A 21,669-nucleotide genomic window follows, 5' to 3' on the forward strand; every position below is an offset into this window, starting at 1 on the left:
TTAGATTTATAGAAATTTAATGCCATAAATGTCCTTGAATACAAATTAAAAATTATTCAAGGGTGATCATTACACATCTTTTTTCAATGAGTAATACAGCAAAGATTACATACCACGCCAGTCTACACGCGCATTACGTTCAGTATAATATATACGCTGTACATATTGCCCTAAAGGTAAATCCAAAAGTTGATGCTTGAAGATATAAAAATCTTCCGAACTTCCTGAAATATAGTCTTCTTCACGTTCCCAAGGGGTTCCTGCTATTTCCAATAAGGGTGCTAGCATGGAACAGACCGAAATATCAGCAAACCCTAAACGCTCGCCCACAAAATAACGTCCATCATTTTCTAATAATTTCTGATTCAATACACTAATGAGCTGTTCCATCTGATGCTTAGAATATTCAACTTTTTCGGCATCAAGCTGGTAGCTCTTAGACACCAGTGTTCTTAAAATAGGTTTAGAAAATTTCTCAAATTGGCGCAGATAACCTTTTTCACCAATCATAATGTCTAAAGTTTCATCACTTTCCGATAGACTTTGTGCTAACCCCCAACGGCGTACATGTAAGCCAAGCTCGGAAGCCAACGCATTAATTTCTAATGCAGCTTCTCTTAAATGTGGGTCTGCACGTAATAAAGCATGTTCAGGATAAGTTTGATCTAAATACAGTGCAATTTGTGTTGAATCTGCAACCCAATGTTCGTTGTCTCGTAAGATCGGAAGTTTATTTTGTCCTGTTTTAAGTTGGGCAAAAGCACGATGCACACCAGGTATTAAATTCTGCGCAACAAAATCAAGTTGTTTATGATCGAGTAACCAGCGAGCTTTCTCACAATAATGAGATAAAGGAAACTGGTATAAAATTCGCATAAACACTCCAAAAGCTGATCGGAACATTGATTTTTGAGAAAACCAACGCTTTCAGTCTGTTACTTTAGTCAGTCAAAGCCAGAAACACAATGTCATTTTTATCCCAAAATAAATATAGCTGAGCCTTGTACGGTTATATAATTTTGTGGCTTAAATATCTTTAAACAAGATAACCCGCCACTTTAAATTCAGTATCCGAAATTTCAAAATTTAAATTATTATTTAAAATCAGTTATTTGACTTATCTGTTTTTATTCAAACTTTACCACTTTAAGTTTTAAACATTGTTTTTCATAAGTACATAGAAATCAGTCAGTTAATTTTTTAAAGCTGAGATATTAACGTTTTGACATTGTTTCGAAGGTGTCATTATGGCTTATATCAATTCTAAAAACATACAGATCATCAAAAATGATCAAGATGCAATTAATGCAGCTTACCAAGTTGCAGATTTTGCACTCGAGGAAAGAAATGTTCGAGATCAAACCCGTACATTACCTTTTGCAGAAATTGAACAATTTAGCCAAAAAGGCTTAGGCGGTTTAAGAATTCCCAAACAATATGGCGGTGCTTATGTTTCCAATAAAACACTGGCACGCGTATTCCGTATTTTGAATAAAGCCGATTCGAGCATCGGGCAAATCCCACAAAATCAAATTAGTTTACTTTACCTCATTGACTTGATGGGCACCGAAGCGCAAAAGCAGTTCATTTTTCAAGAAATTTTAGCAGGTAAACGCCTTGCCAATGGTGGTCCTGAGCGCCATACCAAAGACTCTAAAACACTCAACACCATTTTGAGTATTGAAAATGGCCACTACTATCTTCAAGGTGAAAAATTCTATTCCACAGGCAGCAGCTTCGCGCATTGGTTAGCCATTAAAGCCATTCATCCTGAAGGTCATGTAGTACTCGTCATCGTAAATCGTGAAGCACAAGGCATTGAAGTCATTGATGATTGGGATGGTTTTGGACAACGTACAACATCGAGTGGCTCAGTCCGTCTGAACCATGTGGAAATTGATCCTTTCCTGATCTTTGATGAACGTCCTTTAACGGCAGCACCTACCTATCGTGGTGCTTATTCGCAACTGTTACAAGTCGCGATTGATGTCGGCATTGCTGAGGCTGCCTTTGAAGATACGTTGGCAACCATCAAAAAAGCGCGTCCAATTGTCGATGCTCAAGTGGAAAAAGCCAGCTTTGAACATTACACCCTACAAGAAGTAGGCAAACTGCAAATTCAACTTGAGGCCGCTATTTTACTGCTCGATGAAGCCGCAGAGTATTTAGATGAGTTAGATCAGCTTGAGAGTGTAACCGATGAGCAAGCTGCACGTGCCTCTATTCTCGTCGCTGAAGCCAAAATTTATGCCAATGATGCAGCACTGAATATTTCTGAAAAACTGCTCGAACTCGGGGGCAGTCGTTCGAGTTTAAGTCAATTCAATTTAGATCAGCACTGGCGTAATGCACGTGTGCACACCTTACATGATCCTGTGCGTTGGAAACTGCATGCGCTAGGTGATTATTACCTGAATCATAAATTACCTGCCCGCCATGCATGGATTTAAGGAGAATAACATGACCTCATTTCAAAGTATTTCCCCTGCACAGGCAGCACAACTTGCACCCGCACATATTATTCAATCCGATGCCGAAGCCTTAGAAATTGCGCATACCTTGGCAGAACAATTCAAGCACAATGCGATTCTGCGCGATGCTGAGCGCATTTTGCCTTTTGATGAAATTGAAGCTTATAGCCAGTCTGGACTTTGGGCTATTACGGTACCTAAACAATATGGGGGTGCTGAAGTTTCGAGCTATACCGTGGCGCAGATTATTGCCCTTATGAGTGGTGTGGATGGTTCAATTGGTCAGATCCCACAAAATCACTTCTATGCCCTTGAAGTACTACGTAATACAGGTACTGAACAACAAAAACAAAAACTGTATCAGGAAGTATTGCAAGGTGCGCGCTTTGGTAATGCGCTTGCAGAATTTAAAACCAAGAATGCTGCACAAAAACAAACCGCAATTTCTCCGACAGCAAATGGTTTTATCGTCAATGGTGAGAAATTCTATTGCACAGGCAGTTTGTTTGCACATCGTATTCCCACTTTAGTCAAAGATGCCCATGACCGTGAATTTCTGGCCTTTATTCCACGTAACAGTGAAGGCTTAGAGCTGATTGATGATTGGTCGGGATTTGGACAACGCACTACAGGCAGCGGTACGGTTAAATTCCATCAAGTCTTTGTTGCTGCAGAAGATGTAATTCCTTTCGATCAAGCCTTTCAACAGCCTACTTTGGTTGGACCTTTTGCCCAAATTATGCATGCGGCAATTGAAACAGGCATCGCCCGTGCTGCTTTTGAAGAAACCTTGGTTCGCGTTCGTCAAGCCCGTCCTTGGATTGATTCAGGTGTAGATGCTGCAACCCAAGACCCACTCACCTTATTAGAATTAGGTCGTGTCGTGGCAGATGTTCGCGCTAGCGAAGTGTTATTAAAACAAGCCGCTCGCTCTATCGATGCCGCCAAACCGCAACCCACCGAAGACAACATTACTCAAGCGTCTTTAGACGTTGCCAAAGTACGTGCCCATAGTAGTGAAACCGCACTTAAAGCATCGTCCAAACTGATTGAACTGGCAGGTAGCCGTGGTAGCCAGCGTGTAGATGGTTTAGATCGTTTCTGGCGTAACGCCCGCGTACATACCCTGCATGATGCGGCACGTTGGAAGTATTACTTCATTGCCAATTATACCCTCAACGGCATTCGCCCTCCACGTCGAGGGACTTTGTAATGACACAACAAACGCCGAAAAAGATTATTTTAAATGCTTTTGATATGAATTCTGTTGGGCATATCAATCATGGCTTATGGACACATCCGCGAGATCAATCGCACCGTTTTAATGAACTCAGTTATTGGACTGAATTGGCACAAACCTTAGAACAAGGCTTATTTGACGGTCTATTTATTGCCGACATTACAGGTGTTTATGATGTCTATCAGAATGGCATTGATTTAACTCTGAAAGAATCGATCCAGTTGCCTAGTCATGATCCAAGTACCTTGGTTTCAGCTATGGCTGCCGCAACTCAACATTTGGGTTTTGGTGTTACGGTTAATTTAAGCTATGAAAATCCATATCAATTTGCCCGTCGTTTTGCAAGTTTAGACCATTTAACCCAAGGTCGTATCGGTTGGAATATTGTGACTGGCTATTTGGATAGCGCAGAACGATTGGTGGGACAAAAAGGCCTAAAAGAACATGACCTGCGTTATGCTCAAGCCGAAGAATTTCTTGAGCTTTGCTATAAGTTTTGGGAAGGCTCTTGGGAAAATGACGCGGTATTGAAAGATAAAACACAGCGTATTTTTACCGATCCCGCTAAAGTACATGCCATTCAGCATCAGGGACAGTTTTATCAAAGTCAGGGAGTGTTTCAAGTCTCTCCCTCACCACAGCGTACCCCCGTTTTATATCAGGCAGGCGCTTCGCCACGTGGTTTAGCATTTGCGACTCAACATGCAGAAGGTATTTTTATTGGTGGAGATCGACCAGAGAAGATTAAGCAACAGGTCGATAAAATTCGTGCCCTCGCAGTTGCTCAAGGTCGAGATGCAAATAACGTTAAAATCTTTGTAGGCATTACGGTTGTGACCGCAGAAACGGATGCATTGGCTCAAGAAAAATTGGCTGAATATATCCGCTATGCCAGTCCTGAAGCGGGTTTAGCACATTACTCCAGTTCGGTAGGCATCGATTTATCCAAATTTGCTGATGATGAAGCGATTCCTTATCAAAAAACCAATAGCATTGCCTCAGTCAATCAAAAGTTTAAAGAACAAACCATTACACGCAATGACTTAAAAGCACAGCATGTCTTGGGTGGACGTTATCCCCTCATTATTGGAAGTGGCGCGGCTGTGGCAGAACAACTGATTCGGTGGATCGATGAAACAGGCATCGATGGCTTTAATCTGACCCGCACGGTTGCCCCAGAATCACATCAAGACTTTATTCGCTATGTCATTCCTGAATTGCAACAACGTGGGCGCTACAAAACAAGCTACAGCGAAGGCAGTTTAAGACACAAACTGTTTCAACAAGGCGACCATCTTGCCGATCATCATCCTGTACAGCAGTTCCGATGTTTAAGCTCAAATTCGTCTCCAGACTTAACCACACATTCAGAAAAACAGACAGCTTAACAGCTGTAAATTTGAAAATACGAGAGATAACATGGCTTTAACTGCAAAAAATAAATTTACCTTTTTAGGGGTACTTGTCGCTGCACTGGTGATTGGGCTGGTGGCGTGGAGTTACCATAAAAAGACCAGCAATACCGAGTTAGTGATTGGTATTAGCCCACCCTTTGCTAACCCATTAAAGGTTGCCGTCGAAGAGGCGAAACAACAAGGGATCAATGTCAAACTGGTGGAATTTTCCGACTGGAATACCCCGAATATTACTTTGAATCATGGTGATATTGATGCCAATTATTTCCAGCATCAACCCTTCTTGGACAATGCTATCAAAGAAACTCAATTCAAACTGAAAGCATTGGATAAGGGCGTCACAACCCATGTTGGCCTATACTCCAAGAAATACCATTCACTGGATGAACTACCAGATCAAGCTCGCGTAGTCATTCCAAATGATCCTGTGAATCAAGGTCGTGCATTGTTGCTGTTACAACAAGCCAAACTAATTACCTTAAAAAATCCAGAGAATCATTTATCTAACTTACAAGACATTGCTGCCAATCCTAAAAAGCTGCAATTTATTGAAGTTGAAGGTCCGCAAACGGCACGCGCAGTGGATGATGCTGACTTAGTTTTCAGTTACCCACATTATTTACGTCTTGCCAAAACCATTGACCCGAATGATGCGCTGATTTTAGATGACAATACCAATACTCGTTATTCGATTCTATTTGTGGTGCGCGATGACTACCAACAGCAACACCCAGAGAAAGCAGCACAATTAGAAAAATTTATCAAAATTTATCAGACTTCTGCCAAAGTTAAACAAACTTTGAATGATGAGATTGGCTCAAAACTTTGGTTCCCTGGCTGGAAGTGAGATTGAGCAATGACAGATTCAGTTTTTAAGCCCCAAAATCGTAAGGTATGGCTGATTGGACTGACCGTTGTAATCTTGATTGCTGCTGTAGCGGTTTACCGCTACAGCAAAAGTCAGGCACAACAAGATGTTTTAACCATTGGCATTAGCCCACCTTATGCAGAGCTGCTGCAAAGTGTTGCAGATGATGTAAAAAAACAAGGGATTCAGGTCAAACTGGTCGAATTCTCTGACTGGCATGCACCAAATGTCGCAGTACAAAACGGCGATATTGATGCCAACTTTTTCCAGCAAAGCGTCTTTTTACGCAATGCAATTCGTGAAACTCAATATGACTTACATGCCTTTGCCACAGGTACAGGCAGTCATGTTGGACTATATTCTAAAAAATATAAGTCTTTAGAGGAACTCCCAAACAAAGCCCGCGTGGTCATTCCGAATGATCCTGTAAACTCTGCCCGCGCACTGATTTTGCTGCACCGTGCAGGTTTGATTCAATTGAAAGACATCAATAACGAACTTTCGACTGTGCAGGACATCATCCAAAATCCGAAACAACTGCAATTTATTGAAGTTGAAGGGCCACAAACTGCACATGCATATAACGATGCCGACCTCATCTTTGGTTTTCCACATTACTTAAAAATGGCGAAAGTAACCGATCCGCATAGCGCTCTGTTTCTCGACCCTATCGATAAAAAATATGCAATTTTGTTCGTCACGCGTAAAGACTATAGCGATCACAATCAAAAATTAGCCACTTTCGTTAAAGCTTTCCAAAACTCTAAAAAAGTTCAAGAGATTTTAGACCGAGATTTTGGCAGCAAAATGTGGTTTGAAGGCTGGAAATAAGGAGAAAGACAATGGTGAGTTTTGGTTCTCATGTGGATTTTTCCCTTCCACATATCAAAATCCGTAATTTGAACAAGTATTATGCAGTACAAAACCAACAAGTCCATGCACTAAAGAATATCGATTTGGATATTCCTGAAGGTAAGATTTTCGGCATTATTGGTAAAAGTGGTGCGGGAAAATCTTCCCTATTGCGTACACTCAATGGCCTAGAAAAAGTCAGTGAAGGTAGCATTCACATCCACCAACAGAATTTGGCTGAACTCGATCATGCAGAACTCATCCAATTACGTCAGCGCATTGGTATGATCTTTCAGCACTTCAATTTAATGTCTGCCAAAACGGTGTGGGACAATGTCGCGCTACCGCTTAAAATTGCCAATTACAGTACCACTGAAATTCAACAACGGGTCAGTGAAGTACTAGAGCTGGTGGGTTTAACCAATAAAGCACAAAACTATCCTGCCCAACTTTCAGGTGGGCAAAAACAACGGGTTGGTATTGCCCGAGCGTTGGTACATCATCCTGAAATATTATTATGTGATGAAGCGACCTCCGCACTTGATCCAGAAAGTACCTCAGTGGTGTTATCGCTGCTCAAGGAAATCAATCAAACCCTCGGTATTACCATTGTCCTGATTACTCATGAAATGCAAGTCATCCGTGAAATTTGCGACCAAGTTGTAGTGATTGAACACGGTGAAATCGTGGAGTCTGGACAAGTCTGGTCGGTATTTTCCAATCCTCAGCAGCAAATTACTCAAGAGTTGCTCAATTTAGAACAATTAGATTTGCCCTTTCAGTTACACGAGCAACCACTAGCAGAATCGAGTCAGGTGATTTTGCGATTAAGTTATGCCTCACCCCTGCAACATGCACCAGATCTAAATTCGATATTCTCGGCAATCGATCGCCCTGTTCATCTGTATCAAAGTCATATTGATTCAATTCAGGAACATTTGATTGGAAAATTTGTGGTGGCTGTGCCACAGCATGATCTGGATATCCATCAGCTTAAACAACAACTGCAACACCAGTTTGCCAAAATTGAGGTATTAGGCTATGCATGACCAACTCATTGACCTTTTGCTCACAGGAACTGTTGATACGCTGATTATGGTCGGCGTATCGGCAATTTTAGCTTTCCTAATTGGTTTACCTATGGCAGTCATACTGGTAAATACCAGTGAACACGGCATTTATCCCTCAAAACCGATTAACCAAGCTTTGGGTTGGGTGGTGAATATTACCCGTTCGGTGCCTTTCCTGATTTTAATGGTAGCCTTGATTCCTTTAACACGCTTTATTGTTGGCACCAGTTATGGCGTTTGGGCTGCCGTTGTGCCTCTCACCTTAGCTGCAACACCCTTCTTTGCACGTATTGCTGAAGTGAGCTTACGTGAGGTCGATCAAGGCCTAATTGAAGCCGCGCAAGCCATTGGTTGTAACCGTAAACAAATCATTTGGCATGTATTACTGCCTGAAGCTTTACCTGGAATTGTGGCAGGCTTTACCGTAACAATTGTCACTATGATTAATTCTTCAGCGATTGCAGGTGCCATTGGCGCAGGTGGATTAGGTGATATTGCCTATCGTTATGGTTATCAACGTTTCGATATGCAAATCATGCTCGCGGTTATTGTAGTTTTAGTGGTTCTGGTTATGTTAGTACAAGCAACAGGAGATGCACTTGCACAACAACTAGACAAACGAAAAGTTTAACAATCATGCACTTGAAGGTGCCGAAAAGAAAGATACGAGCCATGACCTGACTTTGTCATGGCTTTCATGTAAAATCAGCGCCAATTTTTAAATAATACGTTGTGAGTCATTTCATGGGTTTTAATTGCGGTATTGTCGGCTTGCCGAACGTTGGTAAATCTACCCTTTTCAATGCGTTAACTAAAGCAGCAATTGCGGCAGAAAACTTCCCGTTCTGTACCATTGAACCAAACACAGGGATTGTTCCTGTTCCAGATTTACGTTTAGACAAATTAACTGCCATCGTAAAACCACAACGTGTGCTTCCAACCACAATGGAATTTGTAGACATCGCAGGTTTGGTTGCTGGCGCGTCTAAAGGTGAAGGTTTAGGTAACCAATTCCTTGCCAACATCCGTGAAACTGATGCGATTGCACACGTGGTTCGTTGTTTTGAAGATGAAAACGTCATTCACGTGAATGGTAAAATTGACCCCTTAGATGATATTGCCACCATCAATACTGAACTTGCACTTGCGGACTTGGAAACTGTAACCAAAGCAGTAACACGTTTAGCTAAATCAGCGAAAAGTGGTGATAAAGATGCGATTGCAACAAAAGCTGTTTTAGACAAAATTCTACCTTTATTAGATGAAGGTAAACCAGCTCGTGCTGCCACGCTTGATGACGATGAACGTAAATTGGTACGTGGTTTTGGTTTAATGACTTTAAAACCAACCATGTACATCGCTAACGTGGCTGAAGATGGTTTTGAAAACAACCCGCATTTAGACGCAGTTAAAAAACTTGCTGCTGAAGAAAATGCGATTGTGGTTCCACTTTGCAACCAAATCGAAGCTGAAATTTCGCTACTTGAAGATGAAGACCGTGCTGAATTCCTTGAAGCGATGGGTATGGAAGAGCCTGGTCTGAACGTGGTGATCCGTGCAGGTTACTCACTCCTTGGCTTACAAACTTACTTCACGGCAGGCGTACAAGAAGTACGTGCTTGGACTGTAAAAGTTGGTGCAACTGCACCACAAGCTGCGGGTGTCATTCACACTGACTTTGAAAAAGGCTTTATCCGTGCTGAATGTATTGCTTATGATGACTTCATTCAATACAACGGTGAAGCGGGTGCCAAAGAAGCTGGTAAATGGCGTCTAGAAGGTAAAACTTACGTGGTACAAGACGGCGACGTTTTACATTTCCGTTTCAATGTCTAATTTCATTTAGATATTGCTAAAAGCCAGTGATAACACTGGCTTTTTTATATTCTAAATATGAGTTAACCAAGCTCATCAACAACAGCGCTTAACTTCGTGTACATAAGATGCAAAGTGCCCCTCCCGTTTCTGTCACCTGAAATCTTTAACATCATTCAAACATAAGTGACTCAGGTTAAGTAAAACTTTATTTGATAAATATAATGATAATAATTATCATTATATTTACATTAAATCCAACATCGCCTACACTCCTATGCATACATAACTAAAAACTTAGATTGAAAGGATGATGCTATGGCTTATACGCTTCCCCATTTACCTTATGCCTATGATGCACTCGAACCCCATATTGATGCGAAAACCATGGAAATTCATCATCGTAAGCATCATCAGACTTACATCAATAATATTAATGCAGGCATTGAAGGGACACCGTGGAAAAACTTAACTGTGGAGCAATTAGTCACGCAGGTAAATGATGTTCCAACACAACTCAAAAATAATGTCATTAACAACGCAGGTGGACATGCCAACCACAGCTTATTCTGGACTGTTATGAGTCCTCAAGGCGGTGGACAACCTATAGGCAAAATTGCGGTAGCGATAGAGGCTGAGCTAGGCGGATTTGACAACTTTAAAGAGGCTTTTACCAAAGCGGCACTCACTCGCTTTGGTAGCGGATGGGCTTGGCTAACCGTTACGCCAGATCAAAAATTATTGGTAGAGAGCAGTGCCAATCAGGACTCGCCACTCATGCAGGGTCACACGCCCGTTTTAGCACTCGATGTATGGGAACATGCCTATTACCTGAAATATCAGAACAGACGACCCGAATATATTTCAGCTTTTTTTAATGTTGTCGACTGGCAAGAAGTCAACCGACGTTATGAACTGGCCATTCAGTAATATGTACGCAGCCACTGACCTACCTATGACCGCATTTCATCAACTACGCTTTATATTGGGAGTACTTATTTTGCTAAGTGGTGCCTTACTTTGCATTTATAAAGTGGCAACATCCTTAAATGCATTCTAACGTTGAAGAATCCTGCCGAATGCGTCTCTATCAATCATGCAAAGCATTGGGCAGGCTGAATTTAAGGACTAAATCTGCACTGGTTTCGTATCCATCGCTGCGCGTTGCTTTCGCGCCTGTTCCAATATACGTTGTTGCAATTCTTGTCTAAAGCCCATCATAAAAATTGCTTCTGCTAACACAAATAACGGACCAATGATCAAACCGACTAAATCATCGACAAAGGCTGGTTTTTTCTTTTCATAAAAATGCCCAACAAACTGAAATACCCAGCCCACCACAAAAATACCAACACTTAGCATTAACCACGTCGCCAAACCAAAACCAGCAATCTTTAATGCCAAAGGATAGACCGCAGAAAATAGCAATAACATAATACAGCCAAACCAGAGATCTAATTTCAAATAATACGCACAACTCACTATAATCAAGACCAATGCTAAGGTAATTTCAAATCCTGAAAAGTGAAACCCTGCCCGTGCAGTCAAACACATAATAGAAAACACAATCAGCGGAATCCCGACAAAGTGCGTTAAAATATTTTTATGATCAAGATGATAAGCTGCATACTGGCTTAAAAGTTGTTCTAATTTACTCATTGGGATCGTCCTTGTAAGATGCATAAACTCACTATATAAAAAAATCATTTTTATAGTTGTCACCTAGCCGACAATTCAAAAAATAAGGATACCCATGACACTGCAAATGGATGATCTTCAACATCTTGCCAATAACCGTTGGTATTCTGAATTACCGCTCCCCTTTCAGCAGTTTATTCAGGAACATGCGCTTATACAGCACTATCAGAAAGAACAAGCTATTTTTTATTCTGGAGATGCTTTTGATGGAATCTATGCGGTACTCGATGGTGCAGTACGCTTAGGTTATGTCGATATTGAAGGTACAGAATCTATTGCTGCAATTGCAGAACCCATCATGTGGTTCGGTGAAATCTCTTTAATTGATCAGCAACCGCGCTCCCACGATGCCATTGCGATTCAAAAAACACGAATCCTGCATATTCCTAGTGTGGCTATCCACACTTTACTCACTACACAGCCTCAGTTCTGGTTTCATATTGCTCAACTCACCAGCCAGAAATTACGTATTGCCTTTTTAGAGCTAATTTCAATTCAAACTCAGACCATCAGGCAACGGCTTGCTCTACGATTAATGCTGATTTTACAAGGCTATGGCAATCATGTACTGATTGAAAAAAATGTCATTCAACTCAGTCAAGAGCAACTTGCGCAGATGCTAACTTGCTCACGGCAAACGGTGAATCAAGAATTGCAGGCTTTAGAAAAACTGGGGGTGTTAAATCTGGCATTTAAAAAAATTGAAATTATAGATCAAGAGCAATTACATCGCTTAGCACATACTCGACAGAGTTGAATTCATCAACATCAACTGTCATTTTATGGTGCAAAATTTTTCACCATAAATGTGCATTAAATGTTTAAAGCACCAAAAAGCAACATTAATTTAAGAAGTTAATTGACAGACATTAACGTCATCAAAGCCATTGGTGCAAGGTGCAACTTCTTGTGCAACAGAATCATGCAAAGCTGTATGTACTTGTACAAGTTGCGCATTCACAGTTGAACTAAATACGCATAAAAGACTAAAAGTTAGGACAGATATTTTCCGCATAAAGCGATAACCTCGCGATAATAAATGTGACTTTTCACATAAATTATACACTTTTTATCACATTAGGATAATGCATAAAATTAATCAAATCAGTGTTATTTTCTATTATGGTAGTGACTGTTTAAAGCTGCATTACAATTCTCTAAATCACAATACAGCTTTAAACATAAAAGTTTTATGAATTAAAGGCCTTTTTCTTTGGGTCGGTGTTACCTAACTCTGGATGCTCTAGTGCATCTTTACATTGTGCTTTGTCTCGTTCGTAATCCGCTTTTGTCTGAGAAACTGTCGCTGAGTTTTCCATGGTTTCACGCGCCCAAACATCTAAACTGGTCAAAGCCTTACGACACAATGCATATTTTCCTTCAGTAACCGAATCTGTCATTTTGACATTAATGCGCCAATCAGTACTGAGTTTTCGCGCAGGTTTACGCACCTTTTCTTCTATTAAATTACGTTGCTTACGATATACATAAGGATCTGCCTCGTTCATGAATCGCCATGCTTCATGTGCATAAGTAGTCGCATCATTGGTCAATTTAGGCGCAGCTTTAATTTCTGCTTTCTTTTCAGCATGATCTGAAGATTGACCACAACCTTGTAAAAACAAAGCACTACTTATTACAGAAACAATAAGCACAGGCGCTCTAAGTATTCGCATTTAGGGAATCACCGCAACAATCGAGTAAGCACTATGCTAGTAAATTCGGCTACAATACACAATCTTATTTGACCTATCGTTTAACTCTAACAAGGTGTGTCGTGTCACAACACAAATTAACACCCACGCAAACAGCGGGCTTTTGGCAAGGTGCCAAAGATAGCCAAGCAATTATCTTTACTTATTTACCTGTATCTTTTGCATTTGGGGTTTCAGCAACACAGTTTGGCTTTAGTGCTTGGGAAGCCTTATTTCTCTCTTGTACCATGTATGCGGGTGCTAGCCAATTTCTGGTGGTTGCACTACTTGGTAGTGGAACCTCCATCTGGATGACGGCACTGACTGTCATTGCCTTGGACATTCGTCACTTACTATATGGACCTGCCCTACAAAATTTAATTCAAGATCATTTGAATTTAAAAAAAACCGCAATTTGGGCGTGGGGACTGACAGATGAAGTATTTGCTTCAGGCATGATCAAACTCTCTCAACGACGCCAAGAATGGTCTGAATCTTGGATGTTGGGACTGAGTTTATTTAGCTGGTTATCTTGGGCAACTGGCTCATTCTTGGGTGGACTGTTTGCCGATCAAGTCGGCAATCTACCGCTATTTCTGCAGGCGGCACTAGATTTCTTATTACCCGCGCTATTCCTCAGTTTCCTACTGGCTGCTTTTGAGAAAAAACATACCTTTGTGGTCAGTGTGACTATTTTAGTATCTGCGATCGCCTGCTATTTCATTGATCTCTCTGCGGCAATTTTCATTGGTATTTCATCAGGTATATTTGCAGGTTTGTTTAAGCACTATGTCCTCAAACAACATGATGTAGAACTTACAGGAGCATCACATGAATCTTGAAATCATATTGGTAGGAATTGTGGTCGGTATTGCAAATTTTGCCTCACGTTTTGGTCCTTTTTTTGTCATTCAGAAGTTTCAACAAAATTCGCAAAAGCGCGGTGCATTGTGGTTAAAAATTGCCTTGGGCTCGATTGGGATTTCAGCTATTAGCTCCATGTTGGTCGTTGCGACACTTCCTCCACTGTTAGAAACACCCAACAAAAGTTTAGCAATGCTGATAGGGTTTCTGGTTCTGACGGGCTTATATTTTAAATTTAAGAAAATTGTCCCTGCAACCTTAACTGCTGCTTTGACCTACGGCTTGGTTTATACCTATATGCCTTTTCATTTTTAATTTATTTTGAACGAATGATTCACAGCGCAATTAATCACTTGAGAGCAATTTTCAGGTGATTAACTAAAAATATAAAATAAAATTACTTTATGAAAGTAATCATATTTTCCTTTTATAACTTAAGATTCTAATCAGCGTAAACTTAAAAGAAATTGTTCGACAATCTTATCATTTTATGTGAATCATACCTGAACACTACGCTGAGTTCTGCTATGCTAAAACCCCATTTACGCAAGGATGAATCACATGAGCGTGACTATTGGTACTCCCCTTCAATCTTCTGCATTTAAAGTTCTACTGTTAGGGTCAGGTGAACTCGGAAAAGAAGTGGTGATTTCACTGCAACGTTTGGGTGTCGAAGTACACGCTGCTGACCGATACGACCATGCTCCTGCCATGCAAGTTGCGCATTATCAATACACCTTAAATATGGCAAATCCTGAAGAATTAAAACAACTGATTGCACAAGTAAAACCTCACCTTATTGTTCCTGAAATTGAAGCGATTGCAACTGAAGTTCTGGTTGAAATTGAAGCAAGCCAAACTGCAACGATCATTCCTTCTGCAAAAGCCGTAAACCTCACCATGAATCGTGAAGGCATCCGTCGTTTGGCCGCAGAAGAACTTGGCTTACCCACCTCTGCTTACCGTTTTGCCGATTCTCTCGAATCTTTCCGTGCTGCTTGCGATGACATTGGTTATCCAAACTTTGTAAAACCTGTAATGTCCTCTTCAGGCAAAGGTCAATCACGTGTAAAAAGCTTTGCCGAAGTCGATGCAGCTTGGGAATATGCACAAACAGGTGGTCGTGTGAATCAGGGTAAAGTGATTGTTGAATCGCAAATTGATTTTGATTTTGAAATTACCCTTCTTACTGTTCGCGCGAAAAATGCCGAAACAGGTGAAATCGAAACCCAATACTGCGACCCAATTGGTCATCGTCAAGATTCAGGCGACTATGTAGAAAGCTGGCAACCTCAAGCAATGACAGCCGTGGCATTGGAAGAAGCTAAACGAATTTCTCACAAAGTCACAACTGCTTTAGGCGGTTGCGGTATTTTTGGCGTGGAATTGTTTGTCAAAGGTGACAAAGTATGGTTTAGTGAAGTTTCACCACGTCCACACGATACAGGTCTTGTGACTTTAGCCTCCCAATATCAAAGCGAATTTGAATTACATGCTCGCGCCATTTTAGGCTTGCCTGTCAATACAACTCGCCACAGTATTGCTGCAAGTGCTGTCATTTACGCGGGTGTGGATGATACCAATCTTTCCTTCTCTGGCTTAAATCTTGCTTTGGCAAATCCAAATACTGATTTACGCCTGTTCGGAAAACCTGAAGGCTTTAAACGCCGTCGTATGGGTGTTGCGACTGCACGTGCTGAAACTACGGATCAAGCACGTGAGTTGGCACAACACGCTGCGGATCAAGTCATTGTGAATCAGAACTAACTTATACATATTACGGACCACTGTTCATGATCAATACTTTACCATTGTTGAATTACGTCAAAAGTAACCATGATATTCAAGCAATTAACCAATGGCGTACCGATGTAGAAAAACAATTACAGGAAAGTTTTGAACATGGACAGTCCATTCGTGATGTCATTTTAGCGCGATCTCATCTAATTGATGAAGCGTTACAATTTCTCTGGCAACATGCCGAATTAGATCAAACCAAACTCGGTCTATTTGCAGTGGGCGGCTATGGTCGCCGTGAAATGTTGCCGTACTCAGATGTCGATATCATGATCTTGTCGGAAGATGAAATTACCGCAGATCAAGAAAAACTGATTTCTATTTTTATTTCTTCACTTTGGGATGTTGGCAATTTTAAACCAGGCATCAGTGTGCGCAGTATTCGCCAATGTGTCGAAGAAGCTACCAATGATCTCACTGTTGCCACTACCCTCATTGAAGCACGACTAATTATCGGCTATGAACATCTCGCGCGTTGGCCGCGTCGTATCGTTTCACAAACATGGACAGATAAAACCTTCTTTGATGCAAAGATGGAAGAGCAACACCGTCGCTATGCGCAGCACAACAATACCGAAAGCAATTTAGAACCTGATATTAAAAATGCTCCAGGCGGTATCCGAGATATCAACCAAATTGGCTGGATTGCAAAGCGCCACTTTAGGGTCAATCGTATTTATGATTTAGTCCATTTGGGCTTTATTTCCGAATTTGAACTGGGTGTGCTCGAAGAAGCCGAGAGTTTCTTATGGGAAATTCGCCATCACTTACACCGCCTAACCAAACGTGATGAAAACCGTTTATTATTTGACTATCAACGTGACATTGCCGCTATGTTTGGCTATGTGCGTGAAGAAGACAAATCACCTAATTATCCAATTGAACAGTTCATGAAGCGCTACTACCGTACTGCGCAGCAGGTTTCTACCCTGAATGAAATGTTATTGGCATATTTTAGTGAATCAGTCATCACCCCTCGACTGCCACAATATGAACGTCAGATTGTGGAAATTAATGACAACTTCAAACTGGTCGATGGTAAGTTAGCAGTTCAACACCATAAAATTTTTGCAGAAAACCCAAGTGCAATTTTAGAATTATTCTATTTGCTCGCGAACCGCCCAGAAATCGAAGGCATTCGCGCGCGAACCTTACGCTTATTGATTCTAGCTGCCAAACGCATTGATCAAGCCTATCGGGATAATCCAGAACATCAAGCCTTGTTTATGGCGATTATTCGTTCACCTTACCGTTTATACGACACCATGGTCGCAATGAAGCGTTACGGCGTTTTAGGCAATTATATTCCTGCTTTCGGACAAATTATGGGACTGATGCAATATGACTTGTTCCATATTTATACCGTCGATGCGCACACTCTCTTGTTATTGCGTAATTTAAACCGCTTTAAAGAGCCGGAATTTGCCAAAGATTTTCCAGTGGTCAGTTCAGTCTTTCAACGCCTTGCGCGTCGTGACATCGTATTCTTAGCTGCCTTGTTCCACGACATTGCCAAAGGTCGCGGTGGAGACCACAGTGAACTCGGTGCAGAAGATGCGATAGAATTCTGCCGCGTGCATGGCTTTACCGAACGGGAATGCAAACTGGTGGCTTGGTTAATTCACAATCACTTACTCATGTCACTGACGGCACAGAAAAAAGACATTTCCGACCCAGATGTAGTCAAAGATTTTGCGGAAAAACTGGGGGATATGGAGCATTTAGACTATCTCTATACCCTCACTGTTGCCGATATTAATGCGACTAATCCAAAATTATGGAACTCATGGCGTGCATCACTCATGCGTCAACTGTATACCCATGCCCGTGACATTATTCGTACTGGTCTTGGTCGTCCTGTGGACTATCAAATGCTGATTGAGGACACCAAATTTGCAGCCAGTGAAATGTTAGTGAATGATTTCTCTTTGACTGATGTAGAAAAAGTCTGGCAAGAACTCGGCGATGAATATTTCATTAAAGAATCGGCTGATGAAATTGCTTGGCATACCCGTGCAATATTAGAACACGGTGAAAATCCAGCACCTCTGGTATTAATGCGAGCACATCGTAAATCAGCACAAGATGCCGTGCAGATCTTTATTTATACGCGCGATCAACCCAACTTATTCGCAACCACTGTGGCCATTTTAGACCGAATGAATCTGGATGTTCAGGATGCACGAATCATTACTGCAACCACTGCGTTTAGTTTAGATACCTATGTGGTTTTAGACCGTTTTGGCACGTTATTAACCGATCCTGAACGAGAGGCTACAGTCATTCATTCCCTCACCTCAGCACTCAGCCAATCCGATAAGTATCCAGGATTAATGCAGCGCCGTATTCCACGCCAACTTCGTCATTTTGATATTGAAAATACGGTAGATGTAACCTTAAACGAAGCGTTACAGCAAAATATGGTTGAAATTTCTACACTTGACCATCCAGGATTACTTGCGAAAATTGGTGGTCTGTTTATGATGCAAGGTTTAGATATTCACTCTGCTAAAATCGCCACTTTAGGCGAGCGCGCCGAAGATATTTTCTTTGTCACCAAAAAAGATGGCTCTCCGATGACGGAAGAAGAGACTGTATTATTTGCCAATCAACTAAAATCCGCTTTAGATGAAGCCTCTAATCAGGTCTGTGGTCAACATTAATTTTTAACGTTCGGGTATTCGTTTCATGAACTCTAGTTTGTCTTTATTACATCCGTATCCATTTGAAAAGTTAAATAAGCTTTTTAAGGATGTACAACCCGCAGATTTACCTTTGATTCCCCTATCAATTGGAGAACCAAAGCATCCTGCACCAGAGTTTGTGAAACAAGCCATTATTGATAACTTCCAGCATTTATCGACTTACCCGAACAGTAAAGGTTTACCTGAATTACGTCTTAGTATTGCCAACTGGTTAGCGCGTCGTTTTCATCTCAATCAGATTAACCCTGAACAGGAAATTCTACCTGTTTCGGGCACCCGTGAAGCGATTTTTTCTTTTGTACAAGCGCTGATTAATCGTGATGAAAAACCGTATGTGGTAATGCCAAACCCCTTCTATCAAATCTATGAAGGGGCAACTTTACTCGCAGGTGCTGAACCTTACTTCATCAACTGTACCGAAGAAAATGGCTATTTAGGTGATTTTGATGCAGTTCCTGCTGAAGTATGGGAAAAAACGGCACTCTTGTTTGTTTGTACCCCTGGCAATCCTACAGGTGCAGTGCTTTCTAAAGAACAATTTAAAAAGCTGATTGCACTATCTGACCAATACGGTTTTGTGATTGCATCAGATGAATGTTATTCAGAACTATGGTTTGATCAGGCACCAACAGGGTTATTAGAAGTTTGTGCTGAAATTGGACGTGATGACTATAAAAACTGTGTCGTGTTCCATTCATTGTCAAAACGTTCAAACTTACCGGGTATGCGTTCTGGTTTTGTTGCGGGCGATGCAGCCTTGCTGAAACCTTATTTGCAATACCGCACTTATCATGGTGCAGCCATGCCTGTTCAACATCAGTTGGCCTCTATTGCAGCATGGGATGATGAAGCACACGTTGAGGAAAATCGCGTGCAGTACCGTGCCAAGTTTGATTTATTTCAAAATGAATTGGGACATCTTTTACCACTTCAGAAACCTGATGCTGGCTTTTATTATTGGCTTAAAGTAGATAATGATGAATCATTTGCCAAAATGCTGATGGAAAAGGCTCATATTAAAGTGCTTCCAGGTCGTTATTTATCGCGTGATACTGCGACGGGTAATCCAGGTGAAAACCACGTGCGTATGGCATTAGTGGCTGATATTGCGCAATGTGAACAAGCCATCGTACGGTTAAAGAAGATTCTCTAACCCCTATTTAACCAACAAAAAACCTCCAATAAGGAGGTTTTTTGTTGGTTAAATTTTGCAAAAATAATAATGAAAAACTTGTGCTCCCACTTTTTCTTGAAATTGATCTAAGTTTTAAAATTCTAAGAAATATTCAAATACACACATTTTATAGACAGCATTTTCTGTTCCATTTTGGTCTATTGAACAGCAATACTTTAACCAACCTATGTCATAAACCAAGGGCAATAACTCGTAATTAAAATGACAAATCTATCTGTTGATAGTTAAATTGGATTTATTTTAGCAAATGCTCCAACGATTGTACTTACAAAAATAAAACCGCATTCCGTCATTTTATTTAAAACCGAGTTGAAGTTCACAGAATAATATCTTTAACTATAAGACGACCTTTTACACTAGGAAATAAAAGATGAATAATAAGCCTACAATTATTTTAGTACATGGATTTTGGGGTGGCGCAGCCCATTGGTCTAAGGTCATCATTGACTTATCTCACCGAGGTTATACTGCATTACGTGCGGTTGAACTTCCTCTAACTTCCTTAGCAGATGATGTTGAACGCACACGCAAAATGATTGCTCAAGTAAAAGGTGATGTCCTTTTAGTTGGTCACTCATATGGTGGGGCTGTCATTACCGAAGTAGGCAATCACCCCAATGTGGTTGGGTTAGTATATATTGCAGCTTTTGCACCAGATACAGGTGAGAGTCCTGGCAGTATTACACAACAACATTTACCTGAAGGTGCACCTCATTTAGAGCCAGATAGTGACGGTTACCTTTGGGTAAAAGTCGATAAGTATCACGAAAATTTTTGTCAGGATTTAACTCATGATGAAGGCCTTGTCATGAGCATCACACAAAAGGCACCTGTAGCCAGTACATTTGGCGATACGATTTCAACGCCAGCATGGAAAACCAAACCATCTTGGTATCAAATTTCAACCGAAGACCGTATGATCCATCCTGATAATCAAACCATGATGTCTGCACGGTTAAATGCAAAAAAAGTCATTTCTTTAAATGCCAGCCATGCATCCCTTGCATCTCAACCAAAAGCAATTGCTGATTTAATTGATGAAGCTGCAACATTTCTTACTCGTTAATAGCTTTACATTTGATAGTGGCCAAAAATCGCTCTTATCCAACTATTTAATTTGAGTCTGTTAAGATCAGGACTTATCAAAATGAATATCTTTTGACGAGTTATTGAAGGAATTTAACCATAGAAACTTCCGATCCATAAGCAGCGAAAACCATCAGAGGCATTTCAAAGTGCCTCTGAATTATGATTATCTAATTTTTTTATCAACTGAACCCTTATTAAGTTATATGAAAATTTATAGTGGTTTCTTCATCTGAAAGGCGATAGAAAAGACAAACCGTTAGCTCAATTCATTACAAAATCAAATAGACTGGTTCTGTGATGGATTAGAGCACCATCAAAACCACAGCAAACCCCCAAAAACAACAGCCTGTAAACCTATACAATATCTTCGTATTCCTTTTTAAAAACTGACTCCAACTCCTAGAATTAAGCAATTTAAGCAAAAATAAATTCCAAAATAGAACGACACTTACCATCCAAAAGCAAACCAAAGACAGTTGTTTAACACTAAATTGACTGTAAACCAATAAAATAAGACTACTATAAAACATCACATTTTTAGGATTAAGTAGACTGGACTGCAAACCTTGAACAAAACATAGAACACCTGATGATTTGATTTGTATTTCATTATGATCTTCAAAAGACTGTTTCTCAGCTTCACGATAACGAAAACATTGCCATCCCAAATACAGTAAATAGGTGATGCCTAAGTAACGAAATAGTTGCAATAGTATGGGATGAATTTGCCCTAACCACCATAACAATATAAAGATCATCAATAATATTAGTGCATTCCCGCTCGCAATCCCTAATACCGTGTAACGGGCTAATTTCGAACCGTACTGCATTGAATGAATTAATATGAGAAAAAAATCAGGTCCAAAGCAGTGCCATAAAATGCGTAACTGCAATAA

At 40.7% G+C, this 21,669-nt stretch carries 21 protein-coding genes; 16 read left to right on the top strand and 5 right to left on the bottom strand.

What is annotated here, in order from left to right:
• Window positions 1-105: 105 nt before the first annotated feature.
• On the bottom strand, window positions 106-876 hold the full coding sequence (locus F4W09_RS03700) for a glutathione S-transferase family protein (protein WP_016167533.1): 771 nt from the start codon (window positions 874-876) through the stop codon (window positions 106-108).
• A 371-nt stretch (window positions 877-1,247) separates the two neighbouring features.
• Between F4W09_RS03700 and F4W09_RS03705 the strand changes: the two genes are divergently transcribed.
• The 9 genes from F4W09_RS03705 to F4W09_RS03745 all read left to right on the top strand — a co-directional run bounded on the left by F4W09_RS03705 (window position 1,248) and on the right by F4W09_RS03745 (window position 10,661).
• Window positions 1,248-2,450 carry an SfnB family sulfur acquisition oxidoreductase gene (locus F4W09_RS03705; protein ID WP_151504065.1) on the top strand — a complete coding sequence of 401 codons (1,203 nt, stop codon included), beginning with the start codon at window positions 1,248-1,250 and terminating at the stop codon, window positions 2,448-2,450.
• A 10-nt stretch (window positions 2,451-2,460) separates the two neighbouring features.
• Complete coding sequence (locus F4W09_RS03710; protein ID WP_151504066.1) at window positions 2,461-3,684, top strand: SfnB family sulfur acquisition oxidoreductase; 1,224 nt, start codon at window positions 2,461-2,463, stop codon at window positions 3,682-3,684.
• A complete protein-coding gene (locus tag F4W09_RS03715) occupies window positions 3,684-5,099 on the top strand; it encodes an LLM class flavin-dependent oxidoreductase (RefSeq protein WP_151504067.1) in 1,416 nt (471 codons plus the stop codon). Before F4W09_RS03710 ends, F4W09_RS03715 begins: the two co-directional genes overlap by 1 nt.
• A gap of 31 nt (window positions 5,100-5,130) precedes the next feature.
• Entirely contained in the window at window positions 5,131-5,973 is an 843-nt protein-coding gene (locus F4W09_RS03720; protein ID WP_044739484.1) for a MetQ/NlpA family ABC transporter substrate-binding protein, read from the top strand.
• A gap of 9 nt (window positions 5,974-5,982) precedes the next feature.
• The gene (locus F4W09_RS03725; RefSeq protein WP_151504068.1) at window positions 5,983-6,825 is read left to right on the top strand and encodes a MetQ/NlpA family ABC transporter substrate-binding protein; all 843 of its coding nucleotides are present in this window, start codon (window positions 5,983-5,985) and stop codon (window positions 6,823-6,825) included.
• An 11-nt stretch (window positions 6,826-6,836) separates the two neighbouring features.
• Window positions 6,837-7,895 (top strand): methionine ABC transporter ATP-binding protein, encoded by a 1,059-nt coding sequence (locus tag F4W09_RS03730; protein ID WP_151504069.1) that lies wholly within the window; start codon window positions 6,837-6,839, stop codon window positions 7,893-7,895.
• A complete protein-coding gene (locus F4W09_RS03735) occupies window positions 7,888-8,547 on the top strand; it encodes a methionine ABC transporter permease (protein WP_151504070.1) in 660 nt (219 codons plus the stop codon). The genes F4W09_RS03730 and F4W09_RS03735 overlap by 8 nt, the downstream gene beginning before the upstream one ends.
• A 113-nt stretch (window positions 8,548-8,660) precedes the next feature.
• Window positions 8,661-9,752: a redox-regulated ATPase YchF gene (gene ychF / locus F4W09_RS03740; RefSeq protein WP_016167525.1), complete on the top strand. Its 1,092-nt coding sequence runs from the start codon at window positions 8,661-8,663 to the stop codon at window positions 9,750-9,752.
• A gap of 297 nt (window positions 9,753-10,049) precedes the next feature.
• The gene (locus F4W09_RS03745; RefSeq protein ID WP_151504071.1) at window positions 10,050-10,661 is read left to right on the top strand and encodes a superoxide dismutase; all 612 of its coding nucleotides are present in this window, start codon (window positions 10,050-10,052) and stop codon (window positions 10,659-10,661) included.
• A gap of 198 nt (window positions 10,662-10,859) precedes the next feature.
• Here F4W09_RS03745 and F4W09_RS03750 read toward each other — a convergent pair whose 3' ends face one another.
• Window positions 10,860-11,390 carry an Mpo1 family 2-hydroxy fatty acid dioxygenase gene (locus F4W09_RS03750; RefSeq protein WP_151504072.1) on the bottom strand — a complete coding sequence of 177 codons (531 nt, stop codon included), beginning with the start codon at window positions 11,388-11,390 and terminating at the stop codon, window positions 10,860-10,862.
• Between the two features lie 94 nt (window positions 11,391-11,484).
• On the opposite strand from F4W09_RS03750, the gene F4W09_RS03755 reads away from it, so the two are divergent.
• Window positions 11,485-12,186, top strand: a complete 702-nt coding sequence (locus tag F4W09_RS03755; RefSeq protein WP_151504073.1) for a Crp/Fnr family transcriptional regulator — start codon at window positions 11,485-11,487, stop codon at window positions 12,184-12,186.
• 90 nt (window positions 12,187-12,276) lie between these two features.
• On the opposite strand, the gene F4W09_RS17090 is transcribed toward F4W09_RS03755, so the two are convergent.
• Complete coding sequence (locus tag F4W09_RS17090) at window positions 12,277-12,444, bottom strand: hypothetical protein (protein ID WP_171492389.1); 168 nt, start codon at window positions 12,442-12,444, stop codon at window positions 12,277-12,279.
• Between the two features lie 175 nt (window positions 12,445-12,619).
• On the bottom strand, window positions 12,620-13,105 hold the full coding sequence (locus tag F4W09_RS03760) for a hypothetical protein (protein WP_151504074.1): 486 nt from the start codon (window positions 13,103-13,105) through the stop codon (window positions 12,620-12,622).
• Window positions 13,106-13,206: 101 nt separating this feature from the next.
• Here F4W09_RS03760 and F4W09_RS03765 point away from each other — a divergent pair, with 101 nt between their 5' ends.
• From F4W09_RS03765 to F4W09_RS03790, 6 genes are all read left to right on the top strand, one after another.
• Window positions 13,207-13,965, top strand: a complete 759-nt coding sequence (locus F4W09_RS03765; RefSeq protein WP_151504075.1) for an AzlC family ABC transporter permease — start codon at window positions 13,207-13,209, stop codon at window positions 13,963-13,965.
• Window positions 13,955-14,302: an L-valine transporter subunit YgaH gene (ygaH, locus tag F4W09_RS03770; RefSeq protein WP_016167518.1), complete on the top strand. Its 348-nt coding sequence runs from the start codon at window positions 13,955-13,957 to the stop codon at window positions 14,300-14,302. The genes F4W09_RS03765 and ygaH overlap by 11 nt, the downstream gene beginning before the upstream one ends.
• A gap of 237 nt (window positions 14,303-14,539) precedes the next feature.
• Complete coding sequence (gene purT / locus F4W09_RS03775; protein ID WP_171284944.1) at window positions 14,540-15,754, top strand: formate-dependent phosphoribosylglycinamide formyltransferase; 1,215 nt, start codon at window positions 14,540-14,542, stop codon at window positions 15,752-15,754.
• A gap of 26 nt (window positions 15,755-15,780) precedes the next feature.
• Window positions 15,781-18,447: a [protein-PII] uridylyltransferase gene (glnD, locus tag F4W09_RS03780; protein WP_151504076.1), complete on the top strand. Its 2,667-nt coding sequence runs from the start codon at window positions 15,781-15,783 to the stop codon at window positions 18,445-18,447.
• Between the two features lie 25 nt (window positions 18,448-18,472).
• Window positions 18,473-19,642, top strand: coding sequence for a succinyldiaminopimelate transaminase (gene dapC, locus F4W09_RS03785; protein ID WP_151504077.1), 1,170 nt, complete (start codon window positions 18,473-18,475; stop codon window positions 19,640-19,642).
• A gap of 412 nt (window positions 19,643-20,054) precedes the next feature.
• Window positions 20,055-20,750 (top strand): alpha/beta hydrolase, encoded by a 696-nt coding sequence (locus F4W09_RS03790; protein ID WP_151504078.1) that lies wholly within the window; start codon window positions 20,055-20,057, stop codon window positions 20,748-20,750.
• Between the two features lie 325 nt (window positions 20,751-21,075).
• Here the strand turns inward: F4W09_RS03790 and F4W09_RS03795 are convergent, their stop codons facing one another.
• Window positions 21,076-21,603 (bottom strand): LysE family transporter, encoded by a 528-nt coding sequence (locus tag F4W09_RS03795; RefSeq protein WP_244948543.1) that lies wholly within the window; start codon window positions 21,601-21,603, stop codon window positions 21,076-21,078.
• Between the last annotated feature and the right edge of the window lie 66 nt (window positions 21,604-21,669).

It is taken from the genome of Acinetobacter tandoii (assembly GCF_008867985.1).
GTDB classification, from domain to species: domain Bacteria; phylum Pseudomonadota; class Gammaproteobacteria; order Pseudomonadales; family Moraxellaceae; genus Acinetobacter; species Acinetobacter tandoii.

What these genes read in the sequence shown, in the direction of transcription:
- F4W09_RS03700 (WP_016167533.1), bottom strand. Translation starts at nt 876, where the DNA reads ATGCGAATTTTATACCAGTTTCCTTTATCTCATTATTGTGAGAAAGCT.
- F4W09_RS03750 (WP_151504072.1), bottom strand. Translation starts at nt 11,390, where the DNA reads ATGAGTAAATTAGAACAACTTTTAAGCCAGTATGCAGCTTATCATCTT.
- F4W09_RS03745 (WP_151504071.1), top strand. Translation starts at nt 10,050, where the DNA reads ATGGCTTATACGCTTCCCCATTTACCTTATGCCTATGATGCACTCGAA.
- F4W09_RS03795 (WP_244948543.1), bottom strand. Translation starts at nt 21,603, where the DNA reads ATGCAGTACGGTTCGAAATTAGCCCGTTACACGGTATTAGGGATTGCG.
- F4W09_RS03710 (WP_151504066.1), top strand. Translation starts at nt 2,461, where the DNA reads ATGACCTCATTTCAAAGTATTTCCCCTGCACAGGCAGCACAACTTGCA.
- ychF (WP_016167525.1), top strand. Translation starts at nt 8,661, where the DNA reads ATGGGTTTTAATTGCGGTATTGTCGGCTTGCCGAACGTTGGTAAATCT.
- F4W09_RS03720 (WP_044739484.1), top strand. Translation starts at nt 5,131, where the DNA reads ATGGCTTTAACTGCAAAAAATAAATTTACCTTTTTAGGGGTACTTGTC.
- ygaH (WP_016167518.1), top strand. Translation starts at nt 13,955, where the DNA reads ATGAATCTTGAAATCATATTGGTAGGAATTGTGGTCGGTATTGCAAAT.
- dapC (WP_151504077.1), top strand. Translation starts at nt 18,473, where the DNA reads ATGAACTCTAGTTTGTCTTTATTACATCCGTATCCATTTGAAAAGTTA.
- F4W09_RS03790 (WP_151504078.1), top strand. Translation starts at nt 20,055, where the DNA reads ATGAATAATAAGCCTACAATTATTTTAGTACATGGATTTTGGGGTGGC.
- F4W09_RS03725 (WP_151504068.1), top strand. Translation starts at nt 5,983, where the DNA reads ATGACAGATTCAGTTTTTAAGCCCCAAAATCGTAAGGTATGGCTGATT.
- F4W09_RS17090 (WP_171492389.1), bottom strand. Translation starts at nt 12,444, where the DNA reads ATGCGGAAAATATCTGTCCTAACTTTTAGTCTTTTATGCGTATTTAGT.
- F4W09_RS03715 (WP_151504067.1), top strand. Translation starts at nt 3,684, where the DNA reads ATGACACAACAAACGCCGAAAAAGATTATTTTAAATGCTTTTGATATG.
- F4W09_RS03760 (WP_151504074.1), bottom strand. Translation starts at nt 13,105, where the DNA reads ATGCGAATACTTAGAGCGCCTGTGCTTATTGTTTCTGTAATAAGTAGT.
- F4W09_RS03755 (WP_151504073.1), top strand. Translation starts at nt 11,485, where the DNA reads ATGACACTGCAAATGGATGATCTTCAACATCTTGCCAATAACCGTTGG.
- glnD (WP_151504076.1), top strand. Translation starts at nt 15,781, where the DNA reads ATGATCAATACTTTACCATTGTTGAATTACGTCAAAAGTAACCATGAT.
- F4W09_RS03705 (WP_151504065.1), top strand. Translation starts at nt 1,248, where the DNA reads ATGGCTTATATCAATTCTAAAAACATACAGATCATCAAAAATGATCAA.
- purT (WP_171284944.1), top strand. Translation starts at nt 14,540, where the DNA reads ATGAATCACATGAGCGTGACTATTGGTACTCCCCTTCAATCTTCTGCA.
- F4W09_RS03730 (WP_151504069.1), top strand. Translation starts at nt 6,837, where the DNA reads ATGGTGAGTTTTGGTTCTCATGTGGATTTTTCCCTTCCACATATCAAA.
- F4W09_RS03735 (WP_151504070.1), top strand. Translation starts at nt 7,888, where the DNA reads ATGCATGACCAACTCATTGACCTTTTGCTCACAGGAACTGTTGATACG.